At 69.3% G+C, this 14,342-nt stretch carries 16 protein-coding genes, 2 pseudogenes and 1 riboswitch; of the genes and pseudogenes, 9 read left to right on the top strand and 9 right to left on the bottom strand.

Translation table 11 applies throughout. The features are described 5' to 3' along the window. The 3 genes and pseudogenes from ADBZ5N_RS11950 to ADBZ5N_RS11940 all read left to right on the top strand — a co-directional run. Window positions 1–294, top strand: a pseudogene (locus ADBZ5N_RS11950) (hypothetical protein); the annotation flags it as partial. Between the two features lie 281 nt (window positions 295–575). Then, window positions 576–687, bottom strand: a riboswitch (SAM riboswitch). Between the two features lie 68 nt (window positions 688–755). Beyond that, window positions 756–2,000 (top strand): thiolase family protein, encoded by a 1,245-nt coding sequence (locus ADBZ5N_RS11945; RefSeq protein ID WP_526257697.1) that lies wholly within the window; start codon window positions 756–758, stop codon window positions 1,998–2,000. Window positions 2,001–2,010: 10 nt separating this feature from the next. Further along, a complete protein-coding gene (locus tag ADBZ5N_RS11940) occupies window positions 2,011–2,295 on the top strand; it encodes a hypothetical protein (RefSeq protein ID WP_526257696.1) in 285 nt (94 codons plus the stop codon). Here ADBZ5N_RS11940 and ADBZ5N_RS11935 read toward each other — a convergent pair. The 5 genes from ADBZ5N_RS11935 to ADBZ5N_RS11915 all read right to left on the bottom strand — a co-directional run bounded on the left by ADBZ5N_RS11935 (window position 2,292) and on the right by ADBZ5N_RS11915 (window position 6,159). After that, a complete protein-coding gene (locus tag ADBZ5N_RS11935; RefSeq protein WP_526257695.1) occupies window positions 2,292–3,197 on the bottom strand; it encodes a TIGR03564 family F420-dependent LLM class oxidoreductase in 906 nt (301 codons plus the stop codon). The two genes, ADBZ5N_RS11940 and ADBZ5N_RS11935, sit on opposite strands and share 4 nt — an antisense overlap. A gap of 28 nt (window positions 3,198–3,225) precedes the next feature. Next, complete coding sequence (locus tag ADBZ5N_RS11930; protein ID WP_526257694.1) at window positions 3,226–3,519, bottom strand: hypothetical protein; 294 nt, start codon at window positions 3,517–3,519, stop codon at window positions 3,226–3,228. 94 nt (window positions 3,520–3,613) lie between these two features. Next, window positions 3,614–4,801 (bottom strand): acyltransferase family protein, encoded by a 1,188-nt coding sequence (locus tag ADBZ5N_RS11925; protein ID WP_526257693.1) that lies wholly within the window; start codon window positions 4,799–4,801, stop codon window positions 3,614–3,616. A gap of 236 nt (window positions 4,802–5,037) precedes the next feature. Beyond that, entirely contained in the window at window positions 5,038–5,169 is a 132-nt protein-coding gene (locus ADBZ5N_RS11920) for a hypothetical protein (RefSeq protein ID WP_526257692.1), read from the bottom strand. Between the two features lie 96 nt (window positions 5,170–5,265). Further along, window positions 5,266–6,159, bottom strand: a complete 894-nt coding sequence (locus ADBZ5N_RS11915; protein WP_526257691.1) for a lipocalin family protein — start codon at window positions 6,157–6,159, stop codon at window positions 5,266–5,268. 380 nt (window positions 6,160–6,539) lie between these two features. On the opposite strand from ADBZ5N_RS11915, the gene ADBZ5N_RS11910 reads away from it, so the two are divergent. Together ADBZ5N_RS11910 and ADBZ5N_RS11905 are read left to right on the top strand one after the other, a co-directional pair. Then, window positions 6,540–6,707: a hypothetical protein gene (locus ADBZ5N_RS11910; protein WP_526257690.1), complete on the top strand. Its 168-nt coding sequence runs from the start codon at window positions 6,540–6,542 to the stop codon at window positions 6,705–6,707. A gap of 110 nt (window positions 6,708–6,817) precedes the next feature. Further along, window positions 6,818–7,183 (top strand): STAS/SEC14 domain-containing protein, encoded by a 366-nt coding sequence (locus ADBZ5N_RS11905; RefSeq protein ID WP_526257689.1) that lies wholly within the window; start codon window positions 6,818–6,820, stop codon window positions 7,181–7,183. A 44-nt stretch (window positions 7,184–7,227) separates the two neighbouring features. Here the strand turns inward: ADBZ5N_RS11905 and ADBZ5N_RS11900 are convergent, their stop codons facing one another. Continuing rightward, window positions 7,228–8,250, bottom strand: coding sequence for a 3-oxoacyl-ACP synthase III family protein (locus ADBZ5N_RS11900; RefSeq protein WP_526257688.1), 1,023 nt, complete (start codon window positions 8,248–8,250; stop codon window positions 7,228–7,230). Between the two features lie 225 nt (window positions 8,251–8,475). On the opposite strand from ADBZ5N_RS11900, the gene ADBZ5N_RS11895 reads away from it, so the two are divergent. Beyond that, entirely contained in the window at window positions 8,476–9,309 is an 834-nt protein-coding gene (locus ADBZ5N_RS11895) for an endonuclease/exonuclease/phosphatase family protein (protein ID WP_526257687.1), read from the top strand. A 53-nt stretch (window positions 9,310–9,362) separates the two neighbouring features. Here ADBZ5N_RS11895 and ADBZ5N_RS11890 read toward each other — a convergent pair whose 3' ends face one another. Further along, window positions 9,363–9,746 (bottom strand): hypothetical protein, encoded by a 384-nt coding sequence (locus ADBZ5N_RS11890; RefSeq protein ID WP_526257686.1) that lies wholly within the window; start codon window positions 9,744–9,746, stop codon window positions 9,363–9,365. Window positions 9,747–9,845: 99 nt separating this feature from the next. Between ADBZ5N_RS11890 and ADBZ5N_RS11885 the strand changes: the two genes are divergently transcribed. Together ADBZ5N_RS11885 and ADBZ5N_RS11880 are read left to right on the top strand one after the other, a co-directional pair. Further along, window positions 9,846–11,084 carry an MFS transporter gene (locus tag ADBZ5N_RS11885; protein ID WP_526257685.1) on the top strand — a complete coding sequence of 413 codons (1,239 nt, stop codon included), beginning with the start codon at window positions 9,846–9,848 and terminating at the stop codon, window positions 11,082–11,084. Between the two features lie 78 nt (window positions 11,085–11,162). Continuing rightward, complete coding sequence (locus tag ADBZ5N_RS11880) at window positions 11,163–11,723, top strand: NlpC/P60 family protein (protein ID WP_526257684.1); 561 nt, start codon at window positions 11,163–11,165, stop codon at window positions 11,721–11,723. A gap of 242 nt (window positions 11,724–11,965) precedes the next feature. Here the strand turns inward: ADBZ5N_RS11880 and ADBZ5N_RS11875 are convergent, their stop codons facing one another. After that, entirely contained in the window at window positions 11,966–12,997 is a 1,032-nt protein-coding gene (locus tag ADBZ5N_RS11875) for a 3-oxoacyl-ACP synthase III family protein (RefSeq protein WP_526257683.1), read from the bottom strand. Between the two features lie 55 nt (window positions 12,998–13,052). On the opposite strand from ADBZ5N_RS11875, the gene ADBZ5N_RS11870 reads away from it, so the two are divergent. Continuing rightward, window positions 13,053–13,661 carry a GNAT family N-acetyltransferase gene (locus ADBZ5N_RS11870; RefSeq protein WP_526257682.1) on the top strand — a complete coding sequence of 203 codons (609 nt, stop codon included), beginning with the start codon at window positions 13,053–13,055 and terminating at the stop codon, window positions 13,659–13,661. A 53-nt stretch (window positions 13,662–13,714) separates the two neighbouring features. On the opposite strand, the pseudogene ADBZ5N_RS11865 reads toward ADBZ5N_RS11870, so the two are convergent. Further along, window positions 13,715–14,266: pseudogene (locus ADBZ5N_RS11865) on the bottom strand (LLM class flavin-dependent oxidoreductase); the annotation flags it as partial. Window positions 14,267–14,342: the final 76 nt, after the last annotated feature.

Here is a 14,342-nt window from a genome sequence, read left to right as displayed (position 1 = left end):
GAGTCCCGCTCCGGGCGCGGCGCCACCGCTTCTGCTGCTACTTCCGCATCCGCTTCCGCTACCGCTTCCGCCGGCACCGATCCGACGGGAGCGGAATCCACCCCACGCACCGTGGCCCGCCGGTCACCGGCCGCCCCAGCCGGCCGAGGCGAGGCACCCGACGACGCAGAAGGCGACGCCGACGAACTCGACCCCCCGGAATCCCCATCACGACGATCAGCGGCTGCCGATGGCGCCGAGACCGCCGCGCTGACCCCCAACGCCACCGCCAAAGCCCCCACCCGGCCCACGTAGCGCCCGCAACCCGCGAACCCGCCCGAACCCCTCAGACCATTCGTACTGGGCATCGCCCGCCACCCCATCGCTCGTCAGCAACGTGAACCACCCCAGACTCAAGACCCTGGAGACAAGATTTCTACAACAGCGCTAATTTAGAAGTCGGAAATCTTGCGCCCTGCATCGTATGTGACCGCCTGTGCCGTATGCAGGGATGATCTTGACGCCAGCCGCGCCCAATTCCAGGCCCGCATACCCTTCGAGCACCGCTTCATCGAGTGGCCCTTCGACGAAGAGAACGCCCGCCTTGGCGTAGTCAGCCAGGTACGGGCCGCTTCGTCATCCGAGCCACCCACGAGCGTGGGGTTGGCGCACCGCCCAGTCGGAGCTTGGCGACGGTGTCTCGTGAAGCACCCGCGGTTTATCCCGCGGCACTGTCAGATTCGGTCACAGTCGGCCACCCACTAGAATTCCGGCGGGTGAGCGCTCAATCACATGTTCGGGCCCTAGTTCTGGACGCCCTGGTTCTGGACTATGTGCGGACCCCGCGCGGCAAGGCCTCGGCGAAGGGGTCGCTGCATGACCGCACCGCCACCGACCTGCTGATCCACCTCGAGCACGCCCTCGTCGACCGGACCGGTCTGGACCCCACCCGGATCGACGACGTCATCGTCGGCTGCGCCTCCCAGGTCGACGAGCAGGGTGCCGACATCGCGCGCACCTCCGCACTGCTGGCCGGCTGGGGCGACCGGGTTCCGGGTCTGACGATCAACCGGTTCTGCGCCTCGGGCATCGACGCGGTCGCGCACGCCGCCGCCCGGCTGCGGTCCGGCGATCTGAGCGTGGCGGTGGCCGGCGGGGTGGAGTCGGTTTCCCGGGTTCCGCTGTTCGCCGACCGCGGCCCGCTGTGGACCGACCCGGCCACCATCCGGGCGGTCGGATCGGTGCACATGGGCATCGCCGCGGACCTCAACGCCACCATCGAGGGACTGTGCCGTGAACAGCTCGACGCCTACGGGGTGGAGACCCAGCACAAGGCGGCTGCGGCGTGGGCCGACGGGGTGTTCGCCCGCTCGGTGGTGGCGGTACCCGGCGGCGAGCACGGGCCGGGCCTGGACCACGACGAACTGGTCCGCGGCCAGACGACGCTGGAGGCGTTGGCCGGGCTGCCACCGGCCTTCGCGCAGTTGGGCGCCGACGGCCAGGACGAGATCGCGCTGAACGCCTACCCCGGTGTGGCGGCCATCGAACACCTCCACACCGTGGGCACCTCACCCCAAATGGCCGACGCCGCAGCGCTTCTGCTGCTGGGTACCGCAGAGTCCGCCGAGCAGGCCGGTGTCGCGCCGCGCGGTCGGATCGTGGCCGCGGCCACCACCGCGGTCAACCCGGTGGTGATGCTCACCGCCGGCCAGAGCGCGGTGGTCGAGGTCATCGCCCGCGCCGGCCTGCGGCCGGCCGACATCGACGTCTTCGAGTTCGCCGAGGCGTTCGCCGCGCTGTGCGTGAAGTTCCGCCGCGACCTCGACGCCGGGCCCGAACGGATGAACCCCAACGGCGGCACCATGGCCATGGGGCACGCCTTCGGGGCGACCGGGGCGATCCTGGTCGGCAGTTGCCTGGAGGAACTGGAACGCCGCGACGGCCGCTACGGCGTCGCCGCGGTCAGCGGGGCCGCCGGCCTCGGGGTGGCTGTCGTCATCGAACGGCTGAATCCCCAATAAGCTGGCCGCTATGAGAATCTTCGTCGCCACCGGGGTGTGCGCGGTACTGATCGGCTCCGGAGCCTGCGTCACCGCCGCACCGGCGATGGCATGCCCGTACGGGACGGTGCCCAGCGACTTCGCCGGTGTCTGCGTCAGCGGGGGCACCAACGGCGGGCCCGTCGTCCCCGTCGCACCGCCGCATGTCGGGGCGGTGTTCTCCGGCGGACCCAACGAATTGCCCTCGGTCAACGGCATTCCCTGCACGCCGCAACAACTCGGCACCTGCATCGGGCTGGCCGAGAGCGGCGGCTAAAGCAGGCCTTTGAGTGCCTCGCGGGTGTCGGCGCTCTCCTGCGGCGTCGCACCGAATTCCACGGCCGCGAACTCGGTGACGCCGATCCCGGCCAGCGCACCGACCCGCTCCTGCACCTCGGCGGTGCTGCCGATGATCGCGATGTCGGCCGGGCCGGCCACCCCTTCGCGGTCGAGCATCGCCCGGTAGCTGGGCAGCCCGCCGTAGCCGGCGAACGCCTCCGCCGCGCGGGCCGACGCGCCGTCGCGGTCGGCGGTGACGCAGACCGGCAACGCGGCGATGACCCGCGGCGCCGGGCGGCCGAACTCCTCGGCGGCGCGGGTGATGGTCGGCACGATGTGCTCGGCGAGAGTCGCCGGACCCGTGCACCAGGTCAGTGTGCCGTCGGCCATCGCGGCGGTGACCCGCAGCATCTGCTCACCCAGTGCGGCGACCACCACACCGAAACCGGCCGACCCCTTTGCGCTGACACCGGCGTGCACCCGGTAAGTCTCGCCGTCGAAGTTGGCAGGTTCGTTGCGCGACAACGGCATTAAGACGCTGAGGTACTCGCGCAGGTGGCGCACCGGCTTGTCGTAGCTCAGGCCGAACATGTCCTCGATGACGATCTTGTGGCTCAGACCGATGCCGAGGGTGAATCGGTTGTCCGAGGCGGCCGCCACCGTGTGACTCTGCTGGGCGATGGCGTGCGGGTGGCGCGGGAAGGTGGGCACCACCCCGGTTCCCAGCTCGATGCGGGGCACCTTGGTGCCCACCACGGCCAGTGCGGTCAACGCGTCGTGGCCGAAGATGTGGGGTGTCCAGTACGAGGCGAATCCGTCACGCTCGGCCGACGCGGCCTCGGCCACGATGTCGTCCAGTGTTCCGCTGTTGACGGCGCCGCCGAAGATTGCGTACTTCATCGGCCCGACGTTACTTGGCCGGCGGGCGTCACGCCGCCGGGTAGACGCCGAACTCGGTGCCCTCGCCCGAAACACACTGGAAGATCAGCGGACGAGTCTCGGCGGTGCCGGTGTAGCAGGTCCACGTGACGGCGGCGTCGATCTTCTGGTACTTCTCCCCTTGGAGGTCATAGCGGGCGGCGATCGTGTAAGCGTCGTCGCAGGAGAGGGCCGCACCGGTGATCTTGATCTGGTTGCCGCCCCGCGGGGCGCACGAGGTGGCCTCGCCGGCAGCGGGCGCGGTCGTGGGGGCGGACGCTGCGCTCGAGGGCGGCGAGGCCACGGGCGCTTCGGAATCCTTCCGAGCGCAACCCGCCGCCACAAGAGTCGCGACAACTGCCGGAATCAGAACGCTGCGAATGTGCATGGGCACAACCCTATTCCCGCGCCGTCGCGCACGGGATCTTTCCGGTTGCCGGACCCGGCTCGGCGGGCCGGGTCAGCCGGTGCAGCACCCAGGCCAGCGGCACGCTGAGCACGATCGTCACCGCGAACAGCACGGCGGCTGAACCGGTGAACACCGGCCAGCCCAGCACCGCCGTCAGCGCAATCTCCATCACGATGACGTGCACCAGGAAGATCTCGTAAGAGATTTCACCGAGGCGGACCATCGGCGCGCTGCTCAGCAGCCGGGTGTAGGGGCCCTCTGCGGCCGGGCCGCCCAGCGCGACCGGCGCCACCACCAGGGTGGCGATCGCGGCGTAGAGCAGGGTTCGGATCAGATCCGCACCGAGGTTCGGGGCGGTGGCGCTCATCGAACCAGCGACCGGTGTCGAGACAATGAGGAAAGCGGCGACGGCCGCGGGCAACGCCACCCGCCATCCGCAGCGCACGCCCATCGTCTGCAGCACCGCCAGCGCCATCCCGCCGGCGAACCAGATCAGATAGTGCGACAGCCACATACCGGCGACGGCGGGCAGCCAGCCGGTGGTGTGCAGCACGATCAACCACAGCGGGCTGATCGCCGCGACTGCGCCAAGACCAGCCAGCACCACCCGCGGCCGCCACCGTCCCCGGCACAGAACCGTCAGCAGCACCCATGCCAGCGCCGGCAACAGCAGATAGAACGCGACCTCGACGGCCAGGCTCCACATCTGCGTCAGACCCTGATGCTGGTAGCCGGCGAAGTAGTCGCCGTAGATCTGGGTCAGGGTGAGGTTGCGGATCAGGCCGGTCCAGGTATGTCCCGGGTTGGGGTCAATCGGCCGCAACTCGTAGACCAGGTAGGCCAGCACGACGGTGATCAGGTAGGCCGGCATGATCCGTCGCACCCGGTTTCGGCCGTAGCGGCGCACCGAGGGCCCCGAAGTGCCGGCGGCCACCGCGCGCACCCACGGCCCGAACAGCAGCAGCCCGGACAGCACGAAGAAGATCGCCACGCCAATGTCCAGGCGCGCCAACATCATTCCTGGATAGCCGCGGGTCAGAGCGCCGGTGCCGAAGGCCGCGTGGGTGCCGACCACGGTCAGGGCCGCCACCGCCCGAAGTCCGGTCAGGGCCGGATTACGGTCGGCGGAACAGACCTGCTCCAGGCCGCCCTGATCGCCGTCGGCGGGGGTGGTCACGACGCGCGCCGGTCCCCGTTAGGCCGCGTCTGCCCGGCTCTGCGCGACACACCCGTTCGACACGGTCATGACTGGCCGCGCCGATAGCCCCAGCCCAACGCGGCCGTCGCCCACCGGCGGAGCGCCACCTGGGACCAGGCCCATGCTCAGCCGGTTGGTCAGACCGGGCGTGACGATCGCATCGCCCCGCAGGCACGCGGTAACCCCCTCGCGAGCAACGGATTTGGGATCGACGATCATCGCCGAGGGACCCGGGTGTCGATCCCGTGGGCGCTCGACAACTGCGCCACGACCGCCCGCAGCTTGTCCTCCCGGCGGGCGACGAGGACGACGTTGTAGCCGCGGCCGGCCAACTCGCGGCAGAGCACCGATGCCCTCCGCGGCGCCGGTGACCAGCGCCCACCCGTGGGCACCGTTGCGGGAGGTGTTCGGCGGCATGCGGCGAGCGTAGCCCGGCCGCCGGCTCAGCCGGGGATCTGCCGAGTCGGGGTGATGCGCCCCGACACCCCCAGTGCGCGGGCCTGCGCGACCAGTTGCTGGTAGGTCTGCCGGTCGACGGTCTGGCTGCGGGTCAGGATGAAACCGCTGCGGCCACTCGGGTCGCTGACGATGACCCAGCCGTAGTCCGGGGCCCGGTCGAGGATCAGATAGTTGCCCGGCGGGTTCGCCGACGGGGTCGACCCGCCGAAGCCGACGTTGAGTGCGGTGTTGATGGGATTGACCGCAACCGCCGACCCGCTGATCGACGACCTTGGGCCCCAACGGAAGAAGTAGTTCCCGGAGTTGCGGACACCGAGGGTTCCGTCGGGTCTGAGGGTGTAGACCGCCTTGGTGTTGACCAGTCCGATGGAGAAGAGCTGTTTGACGCTGCCCTGCTCGTAGTAAGTCCCCGCGAACTGCGCGGGGTCGACCGGCACGCTGGAGGGCACCACGGGCCCGGAAGCCGCGGTGGCGGCGGCCGCCGGTGGCGGGCTCACCGGGACTGCGGCCGCCGGTGTGGCGGCGGCCGGTGCAGCCGATGCGCGCGCCAGGGACGCGGGGGGGTCGTTGTCGGTGATCCTCTCTGCTGCGGCCGGCGTCACCCGCGGCAGGGGCACCTCGGCCGCTGGGGCCGACGGGGGGGCGGCCCCCAGCCGGGAGGCCGGCGGCTGCGAGGGGTCGACGCGGCTGGCGGCGACGCGCGCGGGGCGGGGCGTGCGGGCGGGTTTGTCGGCCCCGGCCGTCGAAGCGCCGGCATGGGCGGCCCGGTCCGCCGAACGGGCCTCGCCGCCGGGGTCGGCGCCGGCCAGGCCCGCACCGCAGAACACCGCCGCGCCCAGGCCACCCAGGACGGCACCTGGCCCCAGCCACTTGATCATCGAATCCATGTTGAGAAGCCATTCCCCGGCCTGCGCAGCCGGTATGTGTCAGATGCCGGCCCGTTTGGCCGGAGGTCATCCCCTATTCGGAGCCGCGGCGCTCCCGGATTGGTCGCCTCTGGATTGCCCCCTGGGGATTGCCCCCTGGGGATTGCCCCCTGTGGATTGCCCCCTGGGGATTGCCCCCTGTGGCAGTGCTCCCAGGCCGTCCCCGGCCGCGGACTCCGCCGGCCGGTCCAGGACGCTCCTACCCCGCTTGCTCGATAAACCCTGATGTCACGAATTTGTCATTGCCAACCGCACCTCGTGAAAAGATGCCGCCGTAAGAATGGCGCGCAAGCAGCGCCCGACGCCGATCCGACGAATGCGAGGTCTCGCCAGTGGACACCCTCCCCCTCATCATCATCTTCAGCGCCGTGCTCATCATCGGCCTGATCTGGGCGGCCCTGCGGGTGACGATCCGGCGCGACCGGGCGACGATCAAAGCCGACATGGACGAACCGCACGAGATCGACGCCTACAAGAAGCGCTGGCGCCGGAAGCACTGATCGCAACCGCGAGCGCCGCGGCGACAACCTCGGGGTAGCCGGCTGCAACAGGGCTGGGCTACACGGCCGCACCGGTCCGCTTTGCCTACCGTTGAGGTCGGGAGGTTGTCATGATCGAAGAACTTCAGGACATGCCCGCCGGGGTCGACGGCATTCGGATTTCGGGTCGGGTGACCGCAGAGGATTTCAACCGGTTCAAACCCACCCTGGACCGGATGATGGATTCCCACGAGATCCGCTTTGTCGAGGTGATCGGCTCCGACTACGAGGGTTTCGGCCCGGGCGGGTTGCTCGCCGAGATCAAACAGGGCTTCAGCAACATCAAGCATCTTCAGGCGTTCAGGCGCACCGCCGTCGTCACCGACAAGGAGTGGATCGGCCACGCGCTGCACGCCATGGCGTGGATGATCCCCGGCGAGGTCGCTCTGTTCGGTCTGGACGAACTCGAAGCCGCCAAGCAGTGGGCGGCGGGCTGAGCGGCGCGCGCCGCGCAGGTGCAGCTGGGCGTTGTCGGTTCGTGTCAGCACACCCACTCCGCGGCGGCGGCCACCATGGTGAATCCCGCTGCAGCGCTGCCGATGACGATCTTGTCGCCGTTGTTCACGTTGCCGTTGCGTAGCCGGTGGTCGAACGCCAGCGCCCAGGCGGTACTCGCGGTGTTCCCGTAGAGCGAGTGGGTGTGCACACAGGCGTCGGGCTTGGCGTTGAGGTCGGAGCAGATCCGCTCCAGAACGGCCCGGCTGGGCTGGTGGAAGGCGTAGTGGTCGACTTCTTCGGGTTCCCAGCCGGCGTCCTCGAGCAGGCCGCGGATTTCCGGCACCACGTGGACCGACAGGGCGAACAACTCCTTGGACTTGGACATGAAATGTCCGTCCACGGGTGCCCGGCACAGTTCCCAGTTCTCCGGAAGTGTCTTGTGCATGAACGCCTCGAGGCGCGCGCCGCCGGTCGGTAGTGGCTTGCGGGTGATCAGCAGTGCGGCCGCGGCGTTGCCCAGTGTCAGGCCCGCTACCCCGACCATCACCTCCTCCACCGTCTGCAGGTCGTAGGTGATCCGGTCGCGGGTGATCTCCGCCGAACAGATCAGCGCGGTCTGGACGTCCTCGTGCAGGGCGAAGTATCCGGCGGCGACGTGCATGGCCTCGATCAGCCCGGCGCAGGCGCAGGTCACGTCCATCGCAATGACCGGAGTGGCGCCGATGCGGCCGCCGACCTCGGTCGCCGTCGCCGGTTCGAAGGCGTCGCGGGCCACCCCGCCGTAGATCAGAAGGTCGACCTCTGCGGGGTCCACGCCGTTCTCCGCCAGGCACGCGGCCGCCGCGCGGGACGCCCATTCACCCGGGGAGGCGATGTCGTCGCCCTCGAGGTAACGGATCTCGGTGCTGCAGCGGTCGAAGACGTAACGGACGCCCTGCTCGATCAGGTCGAATTCCTGCGGGGTTCCGGTGAAAGATTCCCGCAACAGCGCGATGACGTCGTCGTTGCTCACCGCATGCTCGGGAATGACTGTCGTCGGTCGCGAGAAGTAGATTTCAGGAAGCATGTCTTTTCTTTCCCGGTCTTCGGTCCCTGGGAACCGGTGTACTCCCCAATCGCCCCCGGTTGAAGCTGGCCGGAACGACGGTACCAGGCATTTAAACCGTTTTCCGAGTGAACCGGGCTCGAGGCTGGGTCTTCGTGTGGTGCACCTACCCCGTTCGTGGCGGTGCGGACATCACGCGGTTCACCGAGTCGAGATGCACCATGACTCATGGTCGAGGATGGGCCGATGAGGATCATGACGTGGAACGTGCAAGGCCGGGTGGGCCGATGGTCCGACCGGCACGCCGCGCTGCGGTCGTGGATCGAGCAGACCGACCCCGACGTGCTCACCCTTCAGGAATCGTGGGTTGAGCCGGACGGAACCACTCAGGCCGCCCGGCTCGGCGAGGAACTGGGCCTGCACTCGGTCACCGCCGCGCAGCTCGCCGGGTTCGACCGCTACCCCCAAGCCACCTACTGGGTCGTCAACGCCGTCCTGTCCCGGTGGCCGCTCACCATCGAACGGCTCCGCGCGCTGCCCGACGAGAGGGGCGAGCCGACCTGGCGCCACGTGGTGGTGACCCGGGTGCACCGGCCCGTTGAGGAGGGTGGTCCGTTCATCGCGGCCGGCACCCACCTGGAGCACGGACTGGAAAACTCCGCGCGGCGCAGCGTCCAGATGACCGCACTGGTGACCCACCTGGCCGACACCCTCGGGGATGAGACCCAGCGGCGGGACTCGCTTCCGGCGATCCTGGCCGGGGACCTCAACTGCACCCCGGAGTCCGACGAGTACCGACGCGCCACCGGCCTGGCCGCCGGAGCGGTACCGAGTTTCACCCTCGTCGACGCCTGGACCGCGGCCGGCAACACCGACCCGGGACACACCTGGTCGGCCAGAAACCCGTTGGTCCCCCGCCGCGCCATCCATCCGCATCGCCGACTGGACTACGTGATGGTGTCCACCCCGCGGCGGCCCGGCGCGGGACATGTGCGTCGATGCTCCCTGGCCGGTACCGCGGCGGCCGACGGGGTCTGGGCCAGCGACCATTTCGCCGTGGTGGCCGAGGTGACGATGTGAACTCCCGGGTCGCCGACGGCCCGCCATCTTGGTGGCGGTGCTGCGTTGACCGGTCAGATCCCGTCGAGGTGCCGCTCGGCACAGGCTCGGATCAGGGCCTGGTGGAACTGCTCGACGTCACCTGCGCACGCGTCGAGTTCGGCCGGGCCGAGCAGTGCCACCAGAGCGCGATCGGTGCGCGCAACCACGAAGGGCGGTGGTGACCCCGCGGCGAGGACGTCGGCGGGTGCGTCGTTGCGGTGATAGGTCCGGAATTCGACGTCGAGTCGATCCCGGCAGCGCCGCCAGTCGGTGCGCTCGGTGAACAGCCCGTGGGTGATGTCGCACAGGGCGCAGTGCGCCCGGCCGAGTCGGGCCCCGATCCAGTAGCGCGCTTCGCCGAGCAGGGTGCCGTCGGCGTCATAGACACCGATGAGTTCCCGCACGGTTTCCGGCATCGTCTGAGGGTAACCGGGACGACGGTGGACGCCCATCCGCCCGCGCGGCGGTTGTGAATGCTGCCCAGTGGTGCCGGTCCCCGCCGTTACGCTCGGGGCGTGAGGACCGACGCGGGCCGCGGCATGGGGACTGCCCGACTCGGCACCGTGGTCTTCTGCACGGCCGCGCTGTTCGTGTTCTTCCAGATGGTGCTGCAGACCTTCCCCAGCGTGATGCGCGAGGGACTCGTCGTCGACCTGTCGCTGAACGAGGCCGGATTCGGTGGCCTGTCGTCAAGCTTCTACTACCCCTACATCCTGCTGCAGGTGCCGGCGGGAATCCTGGTCTCGCGGTTCGGCGCACGGGCGGTGCTGATCACCGCCGCGGTGATCTGCACGGCGGCGTCGTTTCTGTTCGCGATTTCCCAGACGGCCGGCTACGCGGAGGCGACCCGGATCCTGATGGGCCTGGGCGCCGCCCCCACCGTGGTGTGCGCGATGACGCTTGCCGCGCAGTGGTTCCCGGCACGACTGTTCCCACTGCTGGCCGCGCTGACCGAGATGGCCGGGATGGTCGGCGCGGCGGTCGGGCAGGAGGTCCTCGGCTTCGTCGTCGATCGATCCGGGTGGCGCACCGGGATGCTCCTCTGCGGCGCCACCGCGGCGGTGCTGCTCGTCCTGGCCGTGCTGTTCATCCGCAACCGCGACGCCGGCGGCACCCGGGAGCACTGGCCCCAGGCCGCCGAGATGAAGCGGTTGCTGAGCTCCCCGGCGATCCTGTCCTCCTCGGTGGCCGGCGGTCTGGTCGGCTCGGCCGGGATGTCGTTCGGGATGCTCTGGGGCGTCTCCTTTTTCCAGGTGCACCATCACCTGAGCCTGACGGCGGCGTCGCTGTGCGTGTCCTTCTACTTCTGGGGTGCCCTACCCGGGATGCTCGGCTCGGCGTGGCTGTGTTCCCGCTACCGCAACGCCGCGCAGCTGCTGGCGATCGGGGCGGCCGGGACGGCGGTGACCCTGATCCTCATCCTGTTCGTCCTGCACGTCCAGGTGGTCCAGAGCGTGGCGATGTTCGTCCTGGGGGTGTTCAACTCGACCTATGCGTTGGCCTTCACCATGGTCAAGGACGAGACCCCCGAGCACCTGTCGGGTGTGGCGATGGGTCTGACGAACATGACGATCATGGGTATCGCGGCGATGCTCTTCCAACCGTTGATCGGGCTTCTCGCGCACGCCCGCGGCGAGGATGTGCCGGGGGCAGCGACCTTGAGCGCGATCATCGTCGCGCAGGTCATCGCACTGGCGATTCTCGCCCGCGGCCGAACACGTCGCCACCAGAGGTCACAACCGCACCAGGTGTAACACCGGCACCGGCTGCACCGACATCACGGTCAAGTAACGATCGCGCATACCGCGCGTGATGAGGACCGGGAGGCCGGAATGGCACGTCTTGTTCGTCTTGCCAAGCTGGTCGCGCTGGCCTTCGCCGTCGCGGCGACCGTCGCCCTCCTCCCCGTCCGCCCGACCGAAGCCGCGCCGCCCCAGATCGTGGCCCTGACCGGTCCCGCCGTGGCCATCAAATCCGCCGACGCCGCCCCGGCCGTCCACCGGGTCTTGCCTCCCGGCTCTGACGCGCGGCCTGCCGCGAGCCGGCGGGCGGGGTCGAAGGCGGTGTGGGCGGCACTGACCCGGCTGGGCTCCCCCTACGTATGGGCCGCGGCGGGCCCGGACGCCTTCGACTGCTCGGGTCTGGTGGTGTGGGCCTTCGAGCAGGCCGGGGTGTCACTGCCGCACTCCAGCCAGGCCCTGGCCGGCGGCGGGCAGCCGGTGGCGCTCAACCAGATCCGGCCCGGCGACGTGATCACCTACTACTCCGACGCCTCGCATGTGGGGATCTACGTCGGCGGCGGCAAGATGGTGCACGCCTCGACCTACGGCGTGCCCGTGGCGGTGGTGCCGATGGATAACGCCCCGATCTACAACGTCCGCCGCTACATGTAGCGCGCGGTCCCGCCAGGATGCGCGGGCGCGGGAAAACACATGTCGTCTCTGCCCACCTTCGAGCGACAACAGCCGCACAGCGGGCGATCAGAGCCCTCGGTGATGACAATTGTCGCTACGAGGCGGGCACGGCTCATGCGTCAGCCGCCGCGGCGACGGTGCGCCGACCCGGCCCACCCGGGGTAGGTCAGGACCGGAGTTGGGCAGGAATTCCGCTGCGCTTGAGTGTCATAGCGCAGCCCTCAACAGCGCAGAACGCTTGCGACCCAGGAGAACCCCAGCCCACTGGACGCGAGAATCGCCAGCTTCCCTTCGGGCAGCAGCCCGTCGCGATGCGCCATCGCCATGGTGAACAGCGAATCAGCGGGCCCCATATGCCCGTACTCGTCCAGCGAGATGTAGGTGTGGTCCTGGGGCATGGCGATGGTTTCCAGAATGTGCTCCCGCAACGAGGCCTTCACCTGATTCATCAAGATGAAATCCATCTCGGCTAGTGCATGCCCGGATCGCTGCACTGCGCGGTTGATCACCGAGACGTACTCGTTGAGGTACACCCGGTCGATCAGGTCGGCGAAGACCTCGGCGTCGACGCGCGCGTACGCCCGATCCCAGTCGTCGAAATCCTTGGTGAACGGCAACCGGGTGCCGCCCGCGTCGATGCGCAGCAGATCGCCCAAGTCGCCGTCGGTGTGCTCGGCGAAGCTGAGCAGTTGGTAGCGCGGATGGTCGCGCCGCAACACGACGGCCGCCGCGCCGTCGCCGAAATACAGCAGCGGGTGACACTCCGGGATCTCGGGCGAGACGATTCGACTGAGGGTGTCCGCGCAGACGATGAGCGCGTTGTTCACCGAGGGGTCGCGGTCCATCATCCCCGCCGCGACGTTGCAGGCCAGCACGCCGCCGGCGCAGCCGTTGCGGACCTCGAACGAGTAGGCGTGGTGGCAGCCGAGTTCACGGACGATCGAGGTCGACGGACACCAGTTCCGATAGTCGTAGTCACCGGCGGAGACGAAGATGACCAGGTCGAGGTCCTCCCCGGTGAGGCCGGCCTCGGCGACGGCCTCACGTGCCGCCGCGAGCCCCATCGTCGAGGGGTGTTCGTCGTCGCCCGCGACGTGAACGTGCTCGAAGCCGATCCCGCGGGTGAACCGTTCCACCGGAACACCTGCCTGCCGGGCCAACTCCGCCGCAGAGACGCGATCCTGGGGCGTGTAGGTACCGAAGCCCACGATCCCCGCCACGGCGCGGCCCTGATGACGATCGCGTACGCTCACGGCTCTTTCTCCCACCGGCGGAACCTACCACTACGCACCCTGAGAGCATGGACCCGTGAGACCCGAGGTCCGGCTGGCCCACCGCGGCGACGTGGACGGCTTGGTCGCGCTGGAAAATCGTTATTTCATCGGCAATCTCGACCCCGCTGAGCACGCCGACGGGTTCATCTCGGTACTGCACTCGCCGGGCTGGTTCGCCCGCGCTATCGACGACGGCGGGGTGCACGTCGCGGTCACACCGGGGGGCGAGGTGGTGGGCTTCATTGCCCTCACCGCACCCCCCGACCCCGCCGCACCCGGCCTGTCCCCGATCGTGCGCACCATGCTGGAGCTGGCCGAGACACTGGAGTTCCACGGCGCGCCCGTCGCCTCGCAGCGCTACGCCGTTCGCGGACCGGTGTGTATCGCCGCCGAGGCGCGCGGCCTCGGGGTGTACTCGACGTTCAATGCGGCCACCCGCGAGGCCTACCGCGAACGCTATGACCTCGGCGTGCTCTTCGTCGGCGCGAACAACCCGCGATCGCTGCACACCACGACCGCCAAACTCGGCGCCCGGGTCCTCACCGAGTTCGAGGCGGACGGGAAGCGTTTCCACTTCTTGGCTTTCGCGTTCGGCGACGGCGGTGACGTCACCGGCGATCGGCATCCTTGGCCGCAACGGTGAGCGCCGGATCAAGGCGCACGTCTGTCGGCGCAGATGCATCCGAGGCGAGTGCGTCAGTCACGCAACGCCCGAGCCACCTGCGCGGTAGCCCGAAGCCCGTACAGCGCCGCCCGCCTGGATACCAAACCCGACACCGGCGCGAGGATGACATGACGCAGACCCGCCTCGCCGAAAGCCCGCAGTTGGGCGCTCACCCGTTCGGGAGTACCCCACAACAGAGATCCTTCGGTCATCACCTCGTCGGGCACGGCGGCGATCGCCTCTTCGATCTGTGTGCGATCGTGCCGGTCGGGCACGAAGTCGACGATGGCGTTGAAATCCTCGCCGAGTGGGTGCGCCACTCCGGCCCGGCGCCACACGTCCGCCGGGGCCCCCAGGCCCAGCAGTCGGATTGCCTTGTGGTTCAACATGTCTCGCGCTTCCCGCTCGGTGGATCCGAAGACCACGAAGCGATGAAGGGCCGGGGTGATGGTCGCCGCGTCACGTCCGGCCTCAGTGGCGGACGCGCGCACCGCGGCGAGCTTCTCGGAGTACTCCTGCGGCGACACCACCGACGCCGGATACCACCCGTCGCCGTACCGCCCGGCCAATCGCAGCATGCGGCTTGCCCCCTCCGCGCCGCGGCCCCCCGTGGCCCACCCGCGTTCAGCCTATCCCTCGCCGATCCACGACTCCCGTGAT

The sequence above is a fragment of the Mycobacterium sp. genome (genome assembly GCF_044370595.1).
Classification (GTDB): domain Bacteria; phylum Actinomycetota; class Actinomycetes; order Mycobacteriales; family Mycobacteriaceae; genus Mycobacterium.
This window is presented reverse-complemented; position numbering and strand designations above follow the sequence as displayed.

Excerpts from the sequence above, each read along its gene's own strand:
- ADBZ5N_RS11940 (WP_526257696.1), top strand. The coding sequence starts at position 2,011 with ATGAGAATCTTCGTCGCCACCGGGGTGTGCGCGGTACTGATCGGCTCC.
- ADBZ5N_RS11935 (WP_526257695.1), bottom strand. The coding sequence starts at position 3,197 with ATGAAGTACGCAATCTTCGGCGGCGCCGTCAACAGCGGAACACTGGAC.
- ADBZ5N_RS11915 (WP_526257691.1), bottom strand. The coding sequence starts at position 6,159 with ATGATCAAGTGGCTGGGGCCAGGTGCCGTCCTGGGTGGCCTGGGCGCG.
- ADBZ5N_RS11905 (WP_526257689.1), top strand. The coding sequence starts at position 6,818 with ATGATCGAAGAACTTCAGGACATGCCCGCCGGGGTCGACGGCATTCGG.
- ADBZ5N_RS11900 (WP_526257688.1), bottom strand. The coding sequence starts at position 8,250 with ATGCTTCCTGAAATCTACTTCTCGCGACCGACGACAGTCATTCCCGAG.
- ADBZ5N_RS11895 (WP_526257687.1), top strand. The coding sequence starts at position 8,476 with ATGAGGATCATGACGTGGAACGTGCAAGGCCGGGTGGGCCGATGGTCC.
- ADBZ5N_RS11890 (WP_526257686.1), bottom strand. The coding sequence starts at position 9,746 with ATGCCGGAAACCGTGCGGGAACTCATCGGTGTCTATGACGCCGACGGC.
- ADBZ5N_RS11880 (WP_526257684.1), top strand. The coding sequence starts at position 11,163 with ATGGCACGTCTTGTTCGTCTTGCCAAGCTGGTCGCGCTGGCCTTCGCC.